Origin of the sequence: Corallococcus sp. AB032C (assembly GCF_003668935.1) — a bacterium.
GTDB classification, from domain to species: domain Bacteria; phylum Myxococcota; class Myxococcia; order Myxococcales; family Myxococcaceae; genus Corallococcus; species Corallococcus exiguus.
The window spans coordinates 24,672-43,474 of the sequence record NZ_RAWP01000088.1 but is presented as its reverse complement, the minus strand read 5'-3'; the positions used below and the strand labels follow the sequence as shown (position 1 = coordinate 43,474).

The window sequence follows — 18,803 nt, the reverse complement described above, 5'->3', positions numbered from 1 at the left end:
AGCACCTCCTGCACGTGCACCTGCTTCTCGAAGCGGGCGGGCACGTACTCGTACACCACCGAGGTGCGGCCCTGGCCCAGGGGCTTCAAGTCCTCGCTGCCGCACGCCGGGCAGTGGCGCTCGTCGGGGGGCACCGCGTGGCGAATCTCTCGCGCCGGAGCCTCCTCGGCTTTCCGGGTGGCTCTCTCCTGGCGCTTCTTCTTCGCCGCCTCGGCCCGGGCCGCCGTCGAATCCGCGTCCTTGCGCAGCTGCGTCGCCACCGGGGGCAGCTTCTCCGCCCTGCGGCCGAAGACGTGGCGCTCCAGCGTCGCCATCTTCGCCTCCAGCGACGTCAGGCGCTCCTTGAGTTCCTCCGCCTCCTCGCGCCAGGGGCAGAAGTGGTCCTGAGGCAGCTCTCGGGGCACCAAGCCTCAACACGCCACCGCCGCGCGGCGTCCCGGGCCGGGCGCGTCAGGTGCCAGTGCGCCCGGGAGGCGTCCAGGCGGGCTGGCGCCTCACCTGGGCCACGTCGATGCCATCCAGCAGCATCGCCAACTGCGTGGCGTCCAGCGTCACCGCCTGCGCGCCCGCGTCCACCGGTGGCAGCCGGAAGCGGCCCGCCTCCAGCCGCTTGTACAGCAGCACGAAGCCGCCCCGACTCCACGTCAGCACCTTGATGCGGTCGCCCCGCCTGGAGACGAAGGCGAAGAGGTGCCCCGAGTAGACGTCCTCGCCCCACGCGCCGCGCACCAAGGCCATGAGGCCGTCTATCGACTTGCGCATGTCCACCGGCTCCACCGCCAGCACCACGCGCACCGACGCCGGAAGCGCGAACACCCGCTCACCGTCCCAGCGCGGCGACGAGCCGGGCCACGTACGCCACGTCGGTCCCCACGGCGAACCGCACCCGCGCTCCGCTCGCCGCCACCACCTCCAGCAGGCACTCCGTCGCCACCGGCGGCGGCGCCACCTGCACCGGCAACAGCCGCACGGCTTCCGCTCGCGACGGCGCGGCTCGTCGTGCCCGGTACACCCACGACTGCAACGTGCTCAGCCGCACGCCCCGCGCCAACGCGAACTCCCGCTGCGTCTGCCCGCTGGCCTCGAACGCTTCCGCAATCCGCGCCCACTCCGGCTTCTCCACCTGCTTCGACATGCCCGGAAGCGTCCGCCGCGAACCGCGCCCCCGGCAATCCCTCACGGCACGTCATTGGCCGGACGGTTACGCTGAAAGAGGCTCAGGCCGGTCGGACCTGGACCGGTGTCCCGCTGAACGCGGCGTTGCCGCTGACGGCGTCCAGCGCCTGGTCATCCGTGAGGTCATTGATGCTGGCGCCCGCGTGCGCGCTGGCGACCTGCTGGCGGATGCCTGGGCGCTGGTGTCCGTAGCCATGCGGCAGGCTGACGACGCCGGGCATCACGTCGGCGGTGACGGCGACGGGCACGGTGACCTCCCCCACGCGTGAGCGGATGGTGGCGTTGGCGCCATCCGCGAGCCCGATGCGTGAGGCGTCGTCCGGGTGGACCATGAGCGTGCAGCGGGGACGGCCCTTCACGAGCCCCGGCACGTTGTGCATCCACGAGTTGTTGTCGCGCAGGTGCCGCCTGCCGATGAGCAGCAGCTCGCCCTCGCGAGGTGCCGCGTCGTCCGGGAACGCGGCGCGGAGCCGGGCCACATCCGCGACGAGCAGCTCCGGTGCCAACTGGATGCGCTTGGAGCGGTTGCGGAGCCGGCCGGGCAGGCTGGGCTTCATCGGGCCCAGGTCGATGCCATGAGGCGCGGCACGAAGCTTCGCGAGCGACAGGCCGTGCTTCTTGAGCGGATGAAAGCGCGAGCCATAGGGCCCCATGCGAAGGCCCAGGTCGAGGATGCGCTCCGGCCCCATGCGCTTGAGGGCCTGGTACTGGAGCAGTGCGCGAACACTCCGTCCCTTGCGCAGGGTCTCCAGCCGGTGCTGGAGCTCCAGGAGGATCTCCCAGTCCTGACGTGAGTCCGGACCCGCCGGGAACACCGGCGGCGAATACTTCGCCGTGTTGCGCACGGCGAGCACGTGGAAGACGAGGTCGTAGTGTCCTCGCTCCAGCAGGGACGCGGGCGGCAGGATGTAGTGGGCGTGGCGGGTGGTCTCGTTGAGGTACGGATCCACGCTCACCATGAAGTCGAGCTGCCCCAGCGCTGTGTCCAGCTGCGTGCCATTGGGCGTGGACAGCACGGGGTTGCCGGCCAGGGTGATGAGCGCGCGGATGCGGCCCTCGCCCGGGGTGAGGATCTCCTCCGCGAGCGCGGCGACGGGAAGCTCACCGGAGGACTCCGGTAGGCCGCGGACCCGGCTCTTCCAGCGCCCATGGCTGCCAGGGCTGACACCGAACGCGCGAGGCCCGCCAATGAGGTCGAAAGCAGGAAGGGTGAAGAGCGCGCCGCCCTCGCGGTCCAGATTGCCGGTGACGATGTTGAGGACGTTGATGAGCCATTGGCAGAGCGAGCCGAACGGCTGCGTGGACACACCGACACGCCCGTAGCAGACAGCCCCGTCAGCGGCGAGGAAGTCCCGGGCGATGCCGCGAAGCACCTCCGGTGCGATGCCCGTGTGAGGCGCCGTGCGCTCCGGAGGGAAGTCCCGGACGAGCGGCAGCACGGTGTCCAATCCGTCCACGAACTCCGCGAGCCGTCCCATACGGTGCGCGCTTCCCTCCAGCACGACATGCAACAGGGAGAAGAGGGCGAGCGCGTCGGTGCCGGGCCTTACGAAGACGTGCTGGTCCGCGATGACCGCCGTCTCCGTGCGCCGGGGATCGATGACGACGACCTTGCCGCCGCGCTCCTGGATGGCACGCAGCCGGGCTCGCACGTCCGGCGTGGTCATCAGGCTGCCATTGGACGCGAGCGGGTTCGCGCCCAGCACGAGCATGTACCGGGTGCGGTCGATGTCCGGGATGGGTACCAGCAACTGGTGGCCGAACATGAGGTGGGCCGCGAGCTGATGAGGAAGCTGGTCCACGGAGGTGGCGGAGAACCGGTTGCGCGAGCGCAGCGCGCGAAGCAGCCCGGGCCCGAAGATCATCGCGCCCAGGTTGTGGACGTTGGGGTTGCCCAGGTACGCGCCCACGGCGTTCGGCCCATGCTCCTTCTGGATGTCATGGAGCCGCTGCGTGATGTCGCGGAACGCGTCCTCCCAGGACACGCGCTCCCAGCCGGAAGCGGTGCGCTTCATGGGATGGCGGAGCCGGTCCGGATCCTCGTGCAGGTCGCGGAGCGCCACGGCCTTGGGACAGATGTGGCCCCGGCTGAACGGGTCCTCCGCGTCACCCTTGATGGACGTGATGCGCCCATCCGCCACTTCGATGCGCACGCCGCACATGGCTTCACAGAGATTGCAGGTGCGGAAGTGGACTTGGTTCGAAGAGGGCAGGCTCATGGAAAAATGACGGAGCAGGGCTCATGGCTCGCAATCAATGCATCAACACCAGTTGACCCCGGTGCATGTTCGAGAGCCCTGAAGAATTGAGTTCGTGGGATACGTGACCGGGAGCGCTTTATTGAAAAGTAATGAACAACCCGGCAGTCGCATCTGTGCGATATTGAGCTGGTTATACTCAGTCTGCATCGATGAATCTCTTCAGTCGCCTCGCCAAGACTATTGGATTTCTTGTTTGGCACTCCCAAATGGTCAGAACGCGCCAGTCTAGTCTATGGAGATTTCTTATGTTTCTCCGATCTCGGGCCACATTTCCTTGAAGTTTATTGAGCCAGAACTCTCGGCGTGTCTTGGGCTCAACTTGGCCGTACCTGCAGGAATGTCGATGCCAGAAACAGCCATGAACAAAGATAACCTTTCGGCGTGAGGAGAATACTAAATCTGGCGTCCCTGGAAGGCTCTTCGCGTGGAGTCGATACCTGAAGCCCAAGGCGCGCGCGATTTTTCGTACCGTCAATTCAGGTTTTGTGTCTTTGCCTTGGATCCTGGACATGCAGTAACTGCGTTGTTCAGGTGTGAGTATGTCAGCCATGTCCAGGTCTGGGGAGGCGGCGGCATGCGGATTGTGTCACTCGCCGGTGAGGCTACGAAAATCGTTTCAGAACTGCTGCAGGATTTATGTCGGGGGCGCCAACACGACCTGTGTGATTGATGAATCGATTCTGTAGATTCTCCGCAAAAGGATTATCCAGTGACGCGATTCTTATCCAGGTGGAGGTCAATTCCGAGTAGCGAACCGCACGTGTGTTCTGGAAATCCACGACAAGATCAGGCATTCCGCCTATGCCGGGCAGGAAGTGATAGCGAGACGCCTGGCCGCCTGAACGATTGTTTGTGATTGATTTCTCAAGCTTCTCTCGTGTGCCAACAGAGCCATCCGGAGATGATTTTCCCTTGCTCGCTTGCCAGGCTCTGTGCTCGGAAGTGGTGGTTAGAGACTCTGTGCCTGCCATCAGAACAAACTCCGCATTACATTTCCCGTTAGCACGTGTCGCTAGATCGCATGAGGGCGTAATGGTGACCCAATAGTCCTGGGGCTGCGTGTTTGGCGCCTGATAGATGTCACCGGAAAGCGGGTCAGGATGAGTTGGTGGGAAGATATAAAACTCCGATGGGTGGACCTTGTCCTGAGGCAATTTGAGGAAATCTCGAATGGATTCACCAGAGAGCTTTTGGGCTAGGCGCCGTGCAAGGAGATATACTGGTTCAGCCGGATCAAGGGGGCGCTTGTGCTGACTAATGAGCTTTGGCAGTTCCACCCACAAGTACTTTCGTTGTTCCTCTTCAATGTGTCTAAGGAGGTGAGGAAGCATTGTGGAGAATATTAATTTAATTTTCCCAATTACCGCGTCAGTGCCCTCTGACTTTTCGACTATGGCGACGAAAGAGCCGGTTGCATCGCTTACGGTCCGTGGAAGTGCCGTATAAAATATGACAGGAACAAAACGATGACTCTTGAAATTCTCGAATATTCGGGAGCCTGCCTGCGTGTCGGCTTCTGGCGTATCCTTTCTGACGTCAAGAATTACCAAGTCGAATCGTTCGCTGAGTATTCGTGCATATGCTCTGTCGAAGCTCGTCTCGGTTTCAACATGTAGGCGTGGACCGGAGTCGAGCGGAGAAAAACCATGTAGCGCCTCGTGTAAATCCTCGCAGATGGTTTTTTGGTCGTCGACAACGAGAACTTTCCATGATGCGGCGGTTGACACGTTTAAACCCTCTTGCGGAGAATCGCGCGGAATGTTGCTCCAGGGAGCGGCCCTGAATCCAGCAGTTCCAGAGTTCCATCGTAATAGTCGGTCACTATGTCGCCAACAATGGCAAGTCCGAGTCCGACCCCGTCGGGTTTTGTTGAGAAGTAAGGTGTGAATATTTGATCCCGATACTCGCTGGCGATTCCCGGACCGCTGTCGGAGAATGTTATTGCCACTGAGTCATCGCGCTGTCTGGTTACGTCAACTTGAACCTTTCGGTTGTTCTCGTCGGTGTGTCGAAGCCAGTGCAGACTGTTTTGAAGGAGGTTTAGGATTACCTGCTGAATCTCAGTCGGTTCAATGCGAACGGTGGTTTTGGTGCTGGGTAGGCTGAATTCCACTTTTCGATCTTTGGCATCGCCTTCCAGGACGGCGAATGCCGATGAAATTACGTCTTCCAGGATGACTTCTTTTGGTTTTCCTGGCTTGCGACCGCCAAAGGGTTCGATTCGATTGAACACAGCGCCGACAAGAGCCGCATTGTTGTCGATTTTTTCGAAGCGAGTTAGGAGTTTTTCGAGTGTGGGCTCCGGCAGAGTGTTGTTTTGACGAAACTCGCGTCGCCCTGCTTGCGCTTGGTTGCGAATGCCTGCAAGGGGGTGCCTGCCTTCATGCAGCACCGTATCGATAAGTTGGCCTAGAGTGGCAAGTCTCCGGTATCGGGCGAGGGCCTCCTGTACTTGCTCTGTTTTGCGGCCAAGTTCCGATTCTGTCTTCTCAAGCAGAGATTTTAGCTTCTTGTCTCGTGGGTAATTTCGCCCGACATGCGCTCGAATCTCGCCTAGTTCTGGTCCGTCGAAGAGGCCTTTCCCGCGTTTCGAATTTTCGCGCTCTCGCTCTTTCTGCCTAAGCTTGCTTCTGGGGAGTTCGATGATTGAGAGTATGGCTTTGATTAGTGTCTGAAAGTCGCTTAGGGCTGGTCCTTCGACTAGGCCTTCGCGGTTCGTTTGGTCTTTGAGTTCGGGATTTTCATCGGCGGTAATGAAGATGTTGCCGATGATTTGGTTGTTTGAGAGTCGCAGGGATGGATTTTGAATTCGTCGTGAGTCAAGACGGAGCCAGTCATTCCCTGGCTCGCCATATGGAAGGACACGGAATTCATCGCGATAGACGTTTACTCCGGCTGCGTTATCCAGATCCTGCCGTATTGCCTCAAGGGTTGAATTGAGAGAGCCCGCAAGTGGTTTGAGGTCTCGCTGGTCTCGGTCCCAAATTTTAAATTCGAATTTGAATGGCCCGCACTGGGGGGCTGGGCCGGTAGGGCTGACATCGGATACGCCTGTCTGCTCATTGCTCGAGTCGCTTAGAATGCCGAGGCGGCCCTTGGATTCCTGCGGGCGCGCGTCTCCAGGAAGCAGAATGCTGATCTTGTATTTGCCGGAAGACTCGACGTGTCCCGTTGCTGTGTATTTGGGGCGCGAAAGCACTGCCGGGGGGAGAATTGGCCCGGCAAGGCTTGAAAACTGCTTTGGGAGGTCGAGTTCTATTCGGAAATCTGCGCCCCCTGTCGCCGGAGAAACTAGTCGAGATAGTCCATGCCGCAGTTTTTCAAGTTTGGCTCGATCCCATGACTCTCGCAGCACGTTCATTCGTAAGATTGTCCCGTGCGTGAGTTTGGAGTCAGGAGCCTCGCTGCTGATGTTAAGTATCGCCTTGATGCTTCCTTCGGGCTGAATGTTGACTGGGAGTTGCTCTCTGTATTGTATAGGGATGTCCTGGAGATACGCAGAAGGGTCGTCGAAAAGGCTCCAGTCAAAATCTGCAACAACTTCGGTCGCTGTGCGACGCCTCCTTGATATGACCTCAAGCTGATCGGCTAATTTGGAGGCTGCAAAGCGCCCGATTCCCTTTTCTCCAAGTACTCTTCGGTTTTTTTGGGAACTCCGTTTTTGAGCTCGTTTCGAAAGAGTTGCTGGCTCAAGCCAGGCGCTTTCAATTGTTTTGAGGTCCATCCCGTTCCCATCATCCATGATTTCGATGGCGCCCTTTCCTTTGGTTAGGGGCGGGACGAACCGAAGGAGCACTCTGGTTGCATCGGCGTCATACGCGTTCTTGACGAGTTCAATCGCCGCAACCGTTTCGCTGCTGATTAACTCCTCCCCAAGCGTTCTAATTAGCCGGGCACGAGGCTGGAGCTTTCCTGTCTTCTTGGTCGTCATCGTTATTTGGCTGACTGATTGGCGCTTGGGAGCGGAGGGTGTACGGATTTCGTTGCCAATAGTTTCTTGATGATCGCTTTCATTACGGGAGGGCAGACACCATTGCCAATGGCCCTGATTTGTTCTCGTCTTGGCCCGGTTCCGGCAATGAATCGTTTCGGCATGCCCATTGCTGCCTTTAGCTCTGGAACCTGAAGCATGCGCATCTCGGGCCCGCTTTTGCCGGGAACGACGAGGGCAAAACGGTCGAGCGTTGTTATAGTTCTCAGAGGCTTGTCCAGAGATTGCCACCCCCCAGAACCATCTGTGCCATAATAGACCATCAGGTACGGCGTAGACGTTCCAAGGATCGCCTGTGCTCGCTCGGCTCGTTCGATTGTGCGTTTTGCTCTTTGTGGCCGATGAAGCGGTGTGAAAGGGAATTTCGAATCCCACTCGATGATGTCTCTGGCTGATTTCTGGAGAACCAGCGCTGGAGTGATTTCTGGCGGGGAGTTCGCCCTGTCACAGATGACAAATAGTCTCTTTCGTGTCTGTGCAACGCCGAAGTCGGCGGCGTTTATTTTGTATTCCTTGGTGTTGTATCCCAGTTCGACAAGTCTTGACTTGAATTCTGAATATCGATGCCAGTTGAGCATGTTGACTACGTTTTCTATGACAATCCATCGCGGCGTAAAGGTCTCCGCGAAGCGCACGACCTGGAATGCGGTGTCCCGGCTTGTTTCGGAACGCGGGGCTTTGCCTTTGGCTGGGCTGTGGTTGGTGCATTCTGGAGATGCGAGCAGTAGATCGATTGCGCCGAGTTGTGATTGAAGACTGGCTGGGTCTAGATTCTCCAGTCTGTCGCCAAAGAGCTTTGCGTGCGGAAAGTTGGATGAGTAGGCGCTGCGAGCGCCTTCGTTCATGTCAAATCCAGCTACTATTTCACAGCCAGCTGCCTGCGCGCCCCAACTGCTTCCTCCGGCACCGCAGAAAAGGTCAATTGTTCGGAGCGACATTGATGAAATGGGGAGTCGAGAATGAGAGGAACAGCTTTATTGGTGAGTTGACGCGTCAGTCATCTTGGCTGACCGGGAGTGCTGAAGGGACATTGAATCGATAGGCTCGGTGAAAGTGCCAAAGAAGATGGCAGGCTTGGCGCTTGATGCTTGGCAGCCGATATTCTTGGGGTGATTGTTGTAGAACAAACAGCTTTATGGGCCTGAAGTGTAGGTGAAGTTTTCCCAAGGCCGCAGCTTCAAAGAATGTTGGGTGTAGTCTCGTGTCGGTGGTTGTAGGGATCGGGGAGTCACTTGAACCCCCAACAGCCTTGCCTTGGGCGTCCGGTTGCCGTCCAATGGTGCACAAACCAATGATCGCCGCCGGTGGCGGTTTTCTAGAGCATGCACACCGTTGCGATCACCGGCGTTGGGAAGAAGGTGAAGGGGAAGGCGATGATGGGGACGGCGTGGACAAAGGGGGCGCGAGGGCTCGCGCTGGGGATGCTCCTGCTGGTGGGCGCTGCCGCCCATGCGGGACAGGCGGGCGGGGTCAACATGCCGGATTCCCTCCAGGTGGAGGGGCGCACACTGGCGCTCACCCACATGGAGCTGAAGAAGAAGCTCTTCTTCAACGTGTACGTGTGGAGCCTCTACATGGAGGAGGAGCCCACCTGCTTCAAGGAGGCTGTGTCGTCCAACAGCCTGAAACGACTGCACTTCCGCTTCCTGCGCACCATCAGCAAGGACCAGCTCGTGGGCAGCTTCCGCGATGGCCTCCGCCAGAACCCGGCCATGCGCCAGGACGCCCTCAACCAGTCCCTGGAGAAGCTGCTGTCGTCCCTCCATGACGTGCGCAAGGGCGACGACCTCGTCCTCACCTACCTGCCCGGCTCCGGCCTCCACGTCTCCGGCGGCGCGTCCGGCGGGGTCCACATCCCCGGCAAGTCCTTCGCCGACGCCCTCTTCAGCTCCTGGCTGGACACCCACCCCATCTTCCCCAAGTAGGGCCGCTCGCCCGGCGGGGAAGATTTGGCCTCAAATTGGATGCGCGTTTCTCCTAGGCTGCGGGCCCGAGAGCGGTAATCTCGGACCCACCAACATCCTTGTCAGGAGGAATCGCACCTATGCGGACACGTCTGGTTCTGGCTGCCCTCGTTGCCCTTTCCACGGGTTGCGTCTCGCAGGGGAAGTTCAACGAGAAGGCCCTGGAGGCGGAAGGGCTGACGAAGAACCTCACGGATGAGAAGGCGGCCCGCGCGGCCGCCGAGGCGAAGATCAAGGAGCTGGAGGAGAAGCAGGCCGCGCTGGAGCAGGAGAAGACCGCGCTGGAGACGCGCCTCAACGCCTCCGAGAACCGCCTCACCGGCGCCGCGGCCGAGCGCCGCGCCCTGGAGGAGAAGAACGCGCAGCTGGCCGCGCTCAACGACGAGTTGGGGCGCAACGCCAAGAAGCTCGCGCAGGCGAAGGAGGAGCTGGAGAAGAAGAGCTCCGAGTACGAGAACCTGGCCCATTCCCTCAAGCAGGAGATCTCCGACGGCAAGATCGAGCTGTCGGAGATGAAGGGCCGGATGACGGTGCAGCTCAAGGACAAGATCCTCTTCGCGTCCGGCTCCGCGCGCGTGGGCAAGGAAGGGCAGGACGCGCTGGTGAAGATCGCCGACGCGCTCAAGACGGTGAAGGGCCGCATCGTGCGCGTGGAAGGCCACACGGACGACGTGCCCACCGGCGGCGGACAGTTCGCCACCAACTGGGAGCTGAGCCTGGCGCGCGCGATGGCGGTGGTTCGTTCGCTTCAGGACTCTGGCGTGGACCCGACCATGCTGTCCGCGGCGGGCTACGGGCAGTACCAGCCGCTCGTTCCCAACGACACGCCGGAGCACAAGAGCCAGAACCGGCGCATCGAAATCGTGCTCGCCCCCGGCCTCGGGGGGCGCTAGGAGGGGGCGCGGGAGACCCGCGCACCCTTCATGAGAACGCTCCTCTGCGTCGTCTATGTATTGCTTGCGACCGGAGCCGTGGCACAGGCTCCGGACGCAGGAACTCCCGCCGGCGATGCTGGCGCTCCCACGGGCGTGCTGACCAGGCCGCCCGCCCTCCTGCGCCAGGTCGAAGCGGCCTACCCGCCGGATGCCGCCGCCCAGCAGCTCGAGGGCACGGTGGTGATGTTCATCGACATCTCGGAGACGGGCGCCGTCACGAATGTCGAAATCACCCAGCCCGCGGGCCACGGCTTCGACGAGGCCGCCACGGAAGCGGTGAAGCAGTTCCAGTTCGAGCCCGCGGAGGTGGACAACGTCCCCGCGCCGGTGCGCATCCAGTACGCCTACCAGTTCGTCTTCCGCGCGCCGGAGCCGCAACCGGAGGCCTCGCCGGACGGCGGCGTCGCGGAGCCGCAGGGGCCGGTGAACTTCAGCGGTCAGGCGGTGGAGCGCGGCACGCGCAAGCCCCTGGTGGGCGCGGAGGTGGTGCTCACGGAGTTGGACCGCTCCACCGTCACGGACGGCGAAGGGCGCTTCTCCTTCCGGGGAGTCCCCGTGGGCACGCACCCGGTCGTCGTGGTGCTGGGCAACTACGACCGCTTCAAGACGCAGGAGACGATTGAAGAGGGCAAGGAGACGCGGGCCACGTACTACGTGCAGAAGCGCATCTTCAGCCAATACGAGACGGTGGTCCGCAGCGACCGCGAGCGCAAGGAGGTGACGCGCACGACCATCTCGGTGGCGGAGGTGCAGCGCATACCGGGCACGCAGGGTGACACGCTCAAGGTGGTGCAGAACCTGCCGGGCGTGGCGCGGCCCGCGTTCAACGGCGGCGCGCTGGTCATCCGAGGCACCAGCCCGCAGGAGTCCGGCGTCTTCCTGGACGGCCTGCGCATCCCCATCCTGTACCACTTCGGTGGTCTCACCTCCGTGTACAACTCGGACCTGCTGGAGGCGGTGGACTACCTGCCCGGCAACTTCTCCGCGTACTACGGCGACATCACCGGCGGCGTCATCAACGTGCGCAGCCGCGAGCCCCGCACGGACCGCTACCACGCCACGGTGGGCATCAGCCTCATTGAATCCAACGCGGTGATTGAAGGCCCCATCACGGACACGCTGAGCTTCGCGATTGGCGGCCGGCGTTCGTACATCGACCTGGTGCTCAAGGCGGTGCCGTTCGACGACGACAGCCTCCAGGTGGCGCCGCGCTACTACGACGCGCAGGCGAAGCTGGTGTGGAAGCCGAGCCGCCGCCACACCTTCACGCTGCAGGGCCTGACGTCGCGTGACCGTCTGGCATTGCTCCTGGACCAGCCGGCGGACGGCGACCCGTCCGTCAATGGCGGCCTGGATGTGACGACGGGCTTCAACCAGCTGCGCCTGCGGCACCAGTTCCGCGAGGGCAGGCTGACGGTCGACACGCATGGGCTCGTGGGCAACACCCTCCTGGACTTCCAGATTGGCGAGCGCGGGCTGCGCATCGCGTCCACGGACCTGTATCTGCGGCCCACGGTGGAGTACGTCTTCAACGACAGCGTGATGGTGGCGGGCGGTCTGGACGTGGTGGCGAACCTGGCGAAGGTGACGGCCAGCATCCAGCAGCCGCCGCGCGAGGGTGAGCCGCCGTCGCCGCTGGTGACGGAGGACCTCATCAACATCGACGGGAAGTTCACCCAGTACTACCCGTCCGCCTGGGCGGAGGTGCGGTGGCGGCCCATCAAGGACTTGCTGGTGGTGCCGGGTATTCGCACGGAGAGCTACATCTTCACGGACCAGCAGGAGGTGAAGCGCACGGTGAACCCGCGGCTCGCGGTGCGCTACGCGCTCACGGAGACGCTGACGCTGAAGGGCGGCGCGGGCGTCTACCACAGCCCGCCGGTGCAGGATGAGCCGTCGCCGGGGTTCGGCAATCCGGACCTGGGGGCGAAGCGGTCGCTCCAGTACAGCGTGGGCGCGGAGTGGCAGGCGCGGCCGGAGTGGTTCGTGGGCAGCGAGGTCTTCTACAACGACCTGGATGACCTCATCGTCCGCTCGAACGCGCGCGTCGTGCGCGACGGCGAGTCCGTGCCGGAGAACCTGAAGAACGGCGGCGTGGGGCGCATCTATGGCTTTGAATTGCTGGTGCGCCGGGCGCTGACGGACCGGCTGTTCGGCTGGATTTCGTACACGCTCAGTCGCAGCGAGCGCCGGGATGCGCCGGGGGCGCGCTGGCGCAAGTTCGACAATGACCAGACGCACGTGCTGACGGCCATCGCCAGCTACAAGTTGCCGAAGGGCTGGGAGGTGGGCGCGCGGTTCCGCTTCGCGTCCGGCAACCCGACGACGCCGGTGCTGGGCTCCAAGCGAGACGACACGACGGACGTGTTCATCCCGTACTACGGGCTGGTCAACTCCCAGCGGCTGCCGTCGTTCAACCAGCTGGACATCCGCGTGGACAAGAACCTCATCTTCGACACCTGGAACCTGGACCTCTACCTGGACCTGACGAACGCGTACAACAACCAGTCGGTCGAGGGCGTGGCCTACAACTACAACTATTCCAAGCGCGAGTACTTCAAGGGCCTGCCCATCCTGCCCGTGCTCGGCTTGAAGGGAGCCTTCTGAACGCCATGCGCACTCCCGTCCTGCTGTCTGTCATTGCGTTGTTGGGGTCGAGCGCGTGCAGTGGCCCCGACTTCGAAGCCCAGAGTGAGATTCGCAGCGTGCGCGTGCTCGGCATCAAGGCGGAGCCGCCGGAGCTGGCGTTGGATCCGAACGCCTCCACGCTGCCGCCGCCGGTGACGTTCACGGCGTTGGCGGTGACGCCGGACGCGCGTCCGGTGACGGTGACGTACGCGCTGTGCCGGCCGGACGTGAATCCCTACGGAGACGTGGCGTGTCCGGGGGACAGCGGGGTGCCGTTGCCGGGCGGGGTGTTGTCGTTGAGTGACCCGGCGGTGCAGGCGCTGCTCATCGCGGCGTTCCAGGCGGCCACGGGGAGCACGGGAGGCGGGCAGGGGGGGACGTTCGACTTCAACGAACCGGCGGTGCAGCAGGTGTTGCAGGCAGGGCTGCCGCTGTTCGTGGGGTACGAGGCGACGGACGGCAGCGGGACGCCGGAGGGAGTGGAGCGGGGCGTGCGGCGCATCACGTTGCGTTCGACGGAGACGCCCAACCAGAACCCGGTGATGCAGGACGTGCTGTGGAACGACGCGCCGTTGTCCGGGCCGCTGCCGCTGGACTCGGAGGTGACGTTCACGCCGGTGCTGGGGGAGGGCAGCGAGGAGTCCTATTCCACGGCGGACGGGACGAAGACGGAGCAGGTCTTCTACAGCTGGTTCGCGACAGGCGAGGGCGAGGTGGGGTCGTTCCGTTCGCTGGAGCCGGTGGACGGCAAGCCCGGCGACCCGACGACGACGTACACGACAGCCCAGACGCCCGAGCGCATCACGGTCTGGGTGGTGGCCCGAGACGGCCGCGGCGGCACGGACTGGACGACGCGCACGGTGGACGTGGGGCCCTGAGCGCCGTTCGGGCCATCGCTGTGGTGGGCGGGGTGCTGCTCCTGGCGGGCTGCCTGCGAGGACAGGGAGCCCGGGCCCCTGATTGGGAGGGAGACCGGAGCATCGCGTTTCCACCGCTCTACGCGCAGTCAGCGGTACATGTGGGGAGCAATGAGCAGGCGTATGTGCTGGACGGCAACCTGCTCGGGGCCGTCCAGGTCGCCATGGAGGACTTCTTCCCGAAACAGTCCAAGGACACGCCGTGCTGGGGAAGACCGGAGGCATATCGCTACCGGGTCATCCGTCAGGACGACGTCTTCTTCATCCTGATCCACGAGGCTCCGAATGCCTGCAGCAACGCCTTCATTTGCGTGGACACGGGAGCGCGTTACGCGGTCAGCCTCGATGGTCGAATCCTGAGGCGTAGCGTGGGGGCGGAACCTGAAGCTCCTCCGGCGCCTCCGGGCATTGATTCAGGAGTCCTGGAAGGTGTTGCATTGGACGGTGGCGCCCCGTAGCCGGCCCCCTGCTCACGGGACGATGGTGGGGGCGCTGTCGAAGAGTGCGTCGAACAGGGTGGTCTGGGGTGGACGCGTCCACTCCACGGCGACTGGGACAGGAAGGGCCGCGACTTCGGGCGGGAGCGCCGTGACATGGAAGTGGGCCTCCAGTTCCCGGGCGATGATGCGCGCGGTGTCGTTCATGTCCGCGAGCAAGGGCGGCAGGTGCAGGTGGGCCTTGCCTCGCTTGCGTCCCGCGTAGTCGAACGTGAGTCCATACACCGTGTAGACCGGTGCCAGGATGCTCATGCAGCCCACGAGGGCCCAGGGCACGGGCTTCATGGGGATTCCCTTCGCGGGATAGACGGCGCAGCGCAAGGAGGCCTGGGAGGTCGTGCTGGCTTCCGCCAGGGTGAAGTCTGGCAGCAGCATGCCCAGCTGCCGCCGGAATGCATCCCAGCGCTCATTCTGCTGTCGCACCTGCTCCCAACGTTCTTGGCGGCGCTTGTGTTCAGGATGGGCGTCGTCCAGGGACTCCTCGTACGAAGCAGGCCAGTAATGGCGAGCGAGAGTCAGCAGTTCATTCGTGCTGGGAGGCATGGCGCGGGGGCTCCAGCGTCAGAGAGTCACGTGTCCGAACAGCACCGGAGGCGCCCGTTCATCGCATTGCGCCCTGAACCGGGCTCCAGCAAGGGACGCCTCGAAGGTCGTTCGCAGCTGTGCCTTCATCAACTCACAAAGCATTCCGAGCGGTGAGTCGACGGTGGCGGAGCCGAAGACTGCCTGAGAGGCCTCATTGATACGGTCCGCCGCGATGCGCTGCGCCAGCGGTAGTGAGAGGACGCCTTCGTGGGTTCGCAGGGGCGTTTCAACGCCGAACCTGCACAGCACGGTCTCGCTGGTGTTGGCGCGAGTAATCCGGATGTGGATGCAGGCGGAGCGCTGACCGCCTTCTTCTCCTGGCGTTGCTTCCCTCAGAGTCACGAAACGGATCTGCCGGGGCAAAATCCGCCCCGTGACGAAGGTCCGGTCCGTGGGCCCGACACACGCCGCGCACAGGCACAGCACGGCCGCGACTTGAAGCCACCGTCGCCGTGCTGCCTGTGCCGCCATGGCTCACCCCGTCAGCCACGCGGACGCGCGGCCCAGGCCCTCCGCCACGGAGGTGAATGCGTCCGCCGTGCGCACCCGGTCCTCTCCGAAGCGCTTCACATACAGCTCCCGCACCGCCGGAATCTGCGACGAACCGCCCGTCAGGAAGACCGCGTCAATCTCCCTGGCCTCCGGGTGCTTCGCCAACAGCCCTTCCGTGCACTGCGACAGTTCATCCAACAACGTGCGGCTCGCCGTCTCGAACTCCGCCCGCGTCATCGGCTCGTGCAGGTGGATGCGCGCGTCCTCGAAGTCGATGGTCGCCACGTCCTCGCTCGACAGCTTCACCTTCGTCGCTTCAATCGCCCGGAACAGCCGGTAGCCCAGGTTGTCCATCACCAGGTCGTAGAGCGCTTGAATCTCCGCGGGGTGGTCGCTCGTGTCGAGCATCACCTCCAGGAGTTCCTGCGTGGACTTCTCCCGGATGAAGGACATCTCGTGCCAGTTGAGCAGCTTCGCCAGCACGTGCTGCGGAATGGGCAGCCGCTTGTGGCTGAAGCCCTTCACCTTGTACGTGGACCCCGCCCCGAACTTCGGCAGCAGCTTGTGCCGCATGATCTCCGCGTCGAACCGGTCACCACCGATGCGCACACCCGTGGACCCCACCACGTCCGGCCTGCGGTCCAGGTTCCCTCGCCGCGACGGCCCCAGCCGCATCAACGTCAGGTCCGTCGTGCCGGCGCCGAAGTCCGCCACCAGCACCAGCTCGTCCTTCTCGAGCCGCGCCTCGTACGCGAGCGCCGCCGCGATGGGCTCAATCAGGAACTGCACGTGCGTGAAGCCCGCGATCTCCGCCGCCTTGCGCAGCCGCTTCTCCGCCAGCGCGTCCGCATCCGCATCCGGCGTGAACACCGCGGGCCGGCCCAGCACCACCGCGTCCGGCGGCTCGCCCAGGTGCGCCCCGGCTGCCTCGCGCACGCGGCGCAGCAGGATGGCCACCAGGTCCTCGATGGTGTACGTGCGCCCCTTCACCTGCGTCGCCCGGAAGGACGAGCTGTGCAGGAAGGACTTCACGGACTGGATGAACCGGCCGTTGTTGTCCTCCAGGTAGCGCTGGATGGCGTCCGCGCCCGTGAAGACCTCCCGCTCCTCCTCCGCGAAGAAGAGCACGGAGCGGAACAGCCGGGGCTCCGGGGTGTGGGGCTGCAGCGGCAACACGGTGCCGTCCGGCAGGGCCAGGGCGGTGTTGCTGGTTCCGAAGTCGAGTCCGCAGGCGCGCATGGGGGGGCGCCCCTTATCGCCATTCTTCCGGACGCGGTAGCCCCAAAGTGACTGTCTGCCGCAGGGCGGGCGGCCGGGCGGGCGCTCGCCAACGGATGGCTTGGCGCTCCACGGGCCACCGCCATCTTTGCCCTGTCATCCCTTTGACAGGAGAACCCCATGAAATCGCGCGCAGCATGGCTGGGTGCCGGAGTCGCCGCACTCGTAGTGGGCACCACCGCCTGCCAGGACGGAGACCGCTCCCGCCAGGACACCGCGGAGAAGAACACCCCCGGACAGCAGGTGGAGCAGGCCCAGCTCCAGTCGGAGAAGGCCTTCGACGACGCACGTGACGCGCAGAAGGAGGCCTCCAGCCAGCAGCGCGAGGCCGCCCGCGCCCAGGAGGACGTGCAGCACAAGCAGCAGGAGCTCCAGGAGGCCCAGGCCAAGGCCCAGAAGGAGTCCCAGGAGGCCCAGGCCAGCCAGCAGCAGGCGCAGGCCCGCACCCAGCAGGCCCAGTCCGTGGCCCAGCAGGCCCAGGCCAGCGCGTTGGCCGCCCAGCGCCAGGCGCAGCAGAACTTCACCACGCAGCAGCAGCAGGCCTCCAACGAGAACGCCGCCGCGAACCAGCGCGTCGCGAACCCGGACGCCTGGCAGCAACAGGCCGCGAATCCGAACGCCGCCACGCAGCAGGCCGCCATCGCCCAGAACTCGCGGGCGGCACCCGCCCAGGAGCAGCAGATCTCCGGCGACGTGCTCAGCGCGAGCGCCCAGGAGGTGCTGGTCAGCCAGCGCGGAGAGCCGCGGCTGCGCCTGAAGGTGGGCCCCAGCACGCAGGTGCAGGTGGACGGCCGGGCCGCGAGCGCCGCGGACATCCAGGAGGGCGCGCAGGTCCGCGCCTCCTACCGCACGGACGCGAGCAGCGGCGAGCCGCAGGCCCTGCGCATCGACGCGACGTCCCGCGCGCAGCCGGCCGCGCCCGCACCGGCGGAGAGCGGCGAGTCCTCGCCCGGCGTGCCCCGGTCACCGTGACTCCAGACATGCCACGGCCCCGTGCCTTCGCGCTTCCCAACGCGAGGGGACGGGGCCGTGCCGTGTCGCAGACTTGTTGCTACCCGCGCGTTACGCGGCCAGCTCGGCCTGGTCCAGGCCGGCCTCGGCCATCAGGTTCGCCAGCTCCGCCTTCAGCTTGTCCTTGGCGCGGATCTCCAGCTGGCGGGCGCGCTCGCGGGAGAAGCCGAAGTGCTCGCCCAGCTCGCTCAGGGTCATCTCCGAGTCGCTCATCACGCGCTGCTCGATGATGAAGCGCTCGCGCGGATCCAGGCGCGTCAGCGCGCGCTGCACCAGGTTGCGGGTGAGGCCCGCCTGCTGCCGGTCGGCGACCTCGTCCGCGTGGGACGCGGCATCGGACTCCACGAAGTCCAGGTGCGTGGCGTCGCCGTCCTCGCCCACCGGCGCGTCCAGGGACAGGTCCCGGCCGCCCATGCGCTGCTCCATCTCACGCACTTCCGTGGGCTTCACGTTCAGCTTCTTGGCGATTTCGTCCGCGTTGACGATGTGGCCATCGCCGGCGCCCAGCTTCTCCAGCTCGCGGCGCGTGCGGGCCAGGCTGAAGAACAGCCGGCGCTGCGCCTGCGTGGTGCCCAGCTTCACCAGGCTCCAGTTGCGGAGCACGTAGTTCTGGATGTACGCGCGGATCCACCACACCGCGTAGGAGATGAGGCGGATGCCCTTCTCCGGGTCGAACTTCTGCACCGCCTTCATCAGGCCGATGTTCGCCTCCTGGATGAGGTCGGACATCTTCAGGCCGTAGGAGCGGTACTCGTACGCCACCTTCACCACGAAGCGCAGGTTGCTCGTCACCAGGCGGTGACCCGCGGACAGGTCGCCCGCGCGGAAGGCGCGCGACAGCGACTGCTCATCCTGCGGGTTCAGCAGCGGGTACTGGTTGATCTCCGAGAGGTACGTGGAGAGCGAGTCGGCGGAAGAGAAGGAGCTGGAAGCCTGCATGGGGGTCTCTCTCGGGGAAGAGGGCGGTGTGTGCGACCGCCGTTTGCTGCGACGGGGAGACCTTTAGCAACGCACGGGCCAATGCCAGCCGACGGGCAACCTCAATGATTCCAGGCCGTTGCGCGAATT

Annotated in this window: 17 protein-coding genes; 5 read left to right on the top strand and 12 right to left on the bottom strand. The window is 64.1% G+C overall.

Features of this window, described 5'->3' with window-relative positions:
- The 8 genes from D7X99_RS30800 to D7X99_RS30765 all read right to left on the bottom strand — a co-directional run.
- A partial coding sequence (locus D7X99_RS30800) for an IS66 family transposase zinc-finger binding domain-containing protein (RefSeq protein WP_171805363.1) occupies positions 1-404 on the bottom strand: 404 nt, incomplete at its 3' end.
- A gap of 46 nt (positions 405-450) precedes the next feature.
- Positions 451-816: an IS66 family insertion sequence element accessory protein TnpB gene (gene tnpB, locus D7X99_RS30795; RefSeq protein WP_120578478.1), complete on the bottom strand. Its 366-nt coding sequence runs from the start codon at positions 814-816 to the stop codon at positions 451-453.
- A 4-nt stretch (positions 817-820) separates the two neighbouring features.
- Complete coding sequence (locus D7X99_RS30790) at positions 821-1,135, bottom strand: hypothetical protein (protein ID WP_120578479.1); 315 nt, start codon at positions 1,133-1,135, stop codon at positions 821-823.
- 82 nt (positions 1,136-1,217) lie between these two features.
- Positions 1,218-3,395, bottom strand: a complete 2,178-nt coding sequence (locus D7X99_RS30785) for a molybdopterin oxidoreductase family protein (RefSeq protein WP_121780890.1) — start codon at positions 3,393-3,395, stop codon at positions 1,218-1,220.
- 178 nt (positions 3,396-3,573) lie between these two features.
- The gene (locus D7X99_RS44720) at positions 3,574-3,987 is read right to left on the bottom strand and encodes a very short patch repair endonuclease (protein ID WP_121780889.1); all 414 of its coding nucleotides are present in this window, start codon (positions 3,985-3,987) and stop codon (positions 3,574-3,576) included.
- 52 nt (positions 3,988-4,039) lie between these two features.
- Positions 4,040-5,164 carry a two-component system response regulator gene (locus D7X99_RS42445; protein ID WP_147476304.1) on the bottom strand — a complete coding sequence of 375 codons (1,125 nt, stop codon included), beginning with the start codon at positions 5,162-5,164 and terminating at the stop codon, positions 4,040-4,042.
- Positions 5,165-5,166: 2 nt separating this feature from the next.
- Positions 5,167-7,368, bottom strand: a complete 2,202-nt coding sequence (locus D7X99_RS30775) for an ATP-binding protein (protein ID WP_147476303.1) — start codon at positions 7,366-7,368, stop codon at positions 5,167-5,169.
- A gap of 2 nt (positions 7,369-7,370) precedes the next feature.
- Positions 7,371-8,366 carry a DNA cytosine methyltransferase gene (locus tag D7X99_RS30765; RefSeq protein ID WP_121780888.1) on the bottom strand — a complete coding sequence of 332 codons (996 nt, stop codon included), beginning with the start codon at positions 8,364-8,366 and terminating at the stop codon, positions 7,371-7,373.
- Positions 8,367-8,750: 384 nt separating this feature from the next.
- Here D7X99_RS30765 and D7X99_RS30760 point away from each other — a divergent pair, with 384 nt between their 5' ends.
- The 4 genes from D7X99_RS30760 (at position 8,751) to D7X99_RS30745 (ending at position 13,833) form a co-directional block, all read left to right on the top strand.
- On the top strand, positions 8,751-9,353 hold the full coding sequence (locus D7X99_RS30760; RefSeq protein WP_233613855.1) for a chalcone isomerase family protein: 603 nt from the start codon (positions 8,751-8,753) through the stop codon (positions 9,351-9,353).
- 119 nt (positions 9,354-9,472) lie between these two features.
- Entirely contained in the window at positions 9,473-10,285 is an 813-nt protein-coding gene (locus tag D7X99_RS30755; protein WP_121780887.1) for an OmpA family protein, read from the top strand.
- A gap of 30 nt (positions 10,286-10,315) precedes the next feature.
- A complete protein-coding gene (locus D7X99_RS30750; protein ID WP_121780886.1) occupies positions 10,316-12,934 on the top strand; it encodes a TonB-dependent receptor in 2,619 nt (872 codons plus the stop codon).
- Positions 12,935-12,939: 5 nt separating this feature from the next.
- Positions 12,940-13,833, top strand: a complete 894-nt coding sequence (locus tag D7X99_RS30745) for a hypothetical protein (RefSeq protein WP_121780885.1) — start codon at positions 12,940-12,942, stop codon at positions 13,831-13,833.
- A 509-nt stretch (positions 13,834-14,342) separates the two neighbouring features.
- Here the strand turns inward: D7X99_RS30745 and D7X99_RS30735 are convergent.
- The 3 genes from D7X99_RS30735 to D7X99_RS30725 are packed head-to-tail and all read right to left on the bottom strand — an operon-like array spanning position 14,343 to position 16,685.
- Positions 14,343-14,912 (bottom strand): hypothetical protein, encoded by a 570-nt coding sequence (locus D7X99_RS30735; RefSeq protein ID WP_121780883.1) that lies wholly within the window; start codon positions 14,910-14,912, stop codon positions 14,343-14,345.
- An 18-nt stretch (positions 14,913-14,930) separates the two neighbouring features.
- Entirely contained in the window at positions 14,931-15,425 is a 495-nt protein-coding gene (locus D7X99_RS30730) for a hypothetical protein (RefSeq protein ID WP_216671980.1), read from the bottom strand.
- 3 nt (positions 15,426-15,428) lie between these two features.
- Entirely contained in the window at positions 15,429-16,685 is a 1,257-nt protein-coding gene (locus tag D7X99_RS30725) for an Hsp70 family protein (RefSeq protein WP_121752104.1), read from the bottom strand.
- 159 nt (positions 16,686-16,844) lie between these two features.
- Between D7X99_RS30725 and D7X99_RS30720 the strand changes: the two genes are divergently transcribed.
- Positions 16,845-17,696: a hypothetical protein gene (locus D7X99_RS30720; RefSeq protein WP_147476302.1), complete on the top strand. Its 852-nt coding sequence runs from the start codon at positions 16,845-16,847 to the stop codon at positions 17,694-17,696.
- A gap of 90 nt (positions 17,697-17,786) precedes the next feature.
- On the opposite strand, the gene D7X99_RS30715 is transcribed toward D7X99_RS30720, so the two are convergent.
- A complete protein-coding gene (locus D7X99_RS30715) occupies positions 17,787-18,674 on the bottom strand; it encodes an RNA polymerase factor sigma-32 (protein WP_120578168.1) in 888 nt (295 codons plus the stop codon).
- Between the last annotated feature and the right edge of the window lie 129 nt (positions 18,675-18,803).

Coding starts and splice junctions, on each gene's coding strand:
- D7X99_RS30790 (WP_120578479.1), bottom strand. CDS start 1,135: ATGTCGAAGCAGGTGGAGAAGCCGGAGTGGGCGCGGATTGCGGAAGCG.
- D7X99_RS30785 (WP_121780890.1), bottom strand. CDS start 3,395: ATGAGCCTGCCCTCTTCGAACCAAGTCCACTTCCGCACCTGCAATCTC.
- D7X99_RS44720 (WP_121780889.1), bottom strand. CDS start 3,987: ATGGCTGACATACTCACACCTGAACAACGCAGTTACTGCATGTCCAGG.
- D7X99_RS30775 (WP_147476303.1), bottom strand. CDS start 7,368: ATGACGACCAAGAAGACAGGAAAGCTCCAGCCTCGTGCCCGGCTAATT.
- D7X99_RS30765 (WP_121780888.1), bottom strand. CDS start 8,366: ATGTCGCTCCGAACAATTGACCTTTTCTGCGGTGCCGGAGGAAGCAGT.
- D7X99_RS30760 (WP_233613855.1), top strand. CDS start 8,751: ATGCACACCGTTGCGATCACCGGCGTTGGGAAGAAGGTGAAGGGGAAG.
- D7X99_RS30755 (WP_121780887.1), top strand. CDS start 9,473: ATGCGGACACGTCTGGTTCTGGCTGCCCTCGTTGCCCTTTCCACGGGT.
- D7X99_RS30750 (WP_121780886.1), top strand. CDS start 10,316: ATGAGAACGCTCCTCTGCGTCGTCTATGTATTGCTTGCGACCGGAGCC.
- D7X99_RS30745 (WP_121780885.1), top strand. CDS start 12,940: ATGCGCACTCCCGTCCTGCTGTCTGTCATTGCGTTGTTGGGGTCGAGC.
- D7X99_RS30735 (WP_121780883.1), bottom strand. CDS start 14,912: ATGCCTCCCAGCACGAATGAACTGCTGACTCTCGCTCGCCATTACTGG.
- D7X99_RS30730 (WP_216671980.1), bottom strand. CDS start 15,425: ATGGCGGCACAGGCAGCACGGCGACGGTGGCTTCAAGTCGCGGCCGTG.
- D7X99_RS30725 (WP_121752104.1), bottom strand. CDS start 16,685: ATGCGCGCCTGCGGACTCGACTTCGGAACCAGCAACACCGCCCTGGCC.
- D7X99_RS30720 (WP_147476302.1), top strand. CDS start 16,845: ATGAAATCGCGCGCAGCATGGCTGGGTGCCGGAGTCGCCGCACTCGTA.
- D7X99_RS30715 (WP_120578168.1), bottom strand. CDS start 18,674: ATGCAGGCTTCCAGCTCCTTCTCTTCCGCCGACTCGCTCTCCACGTAC.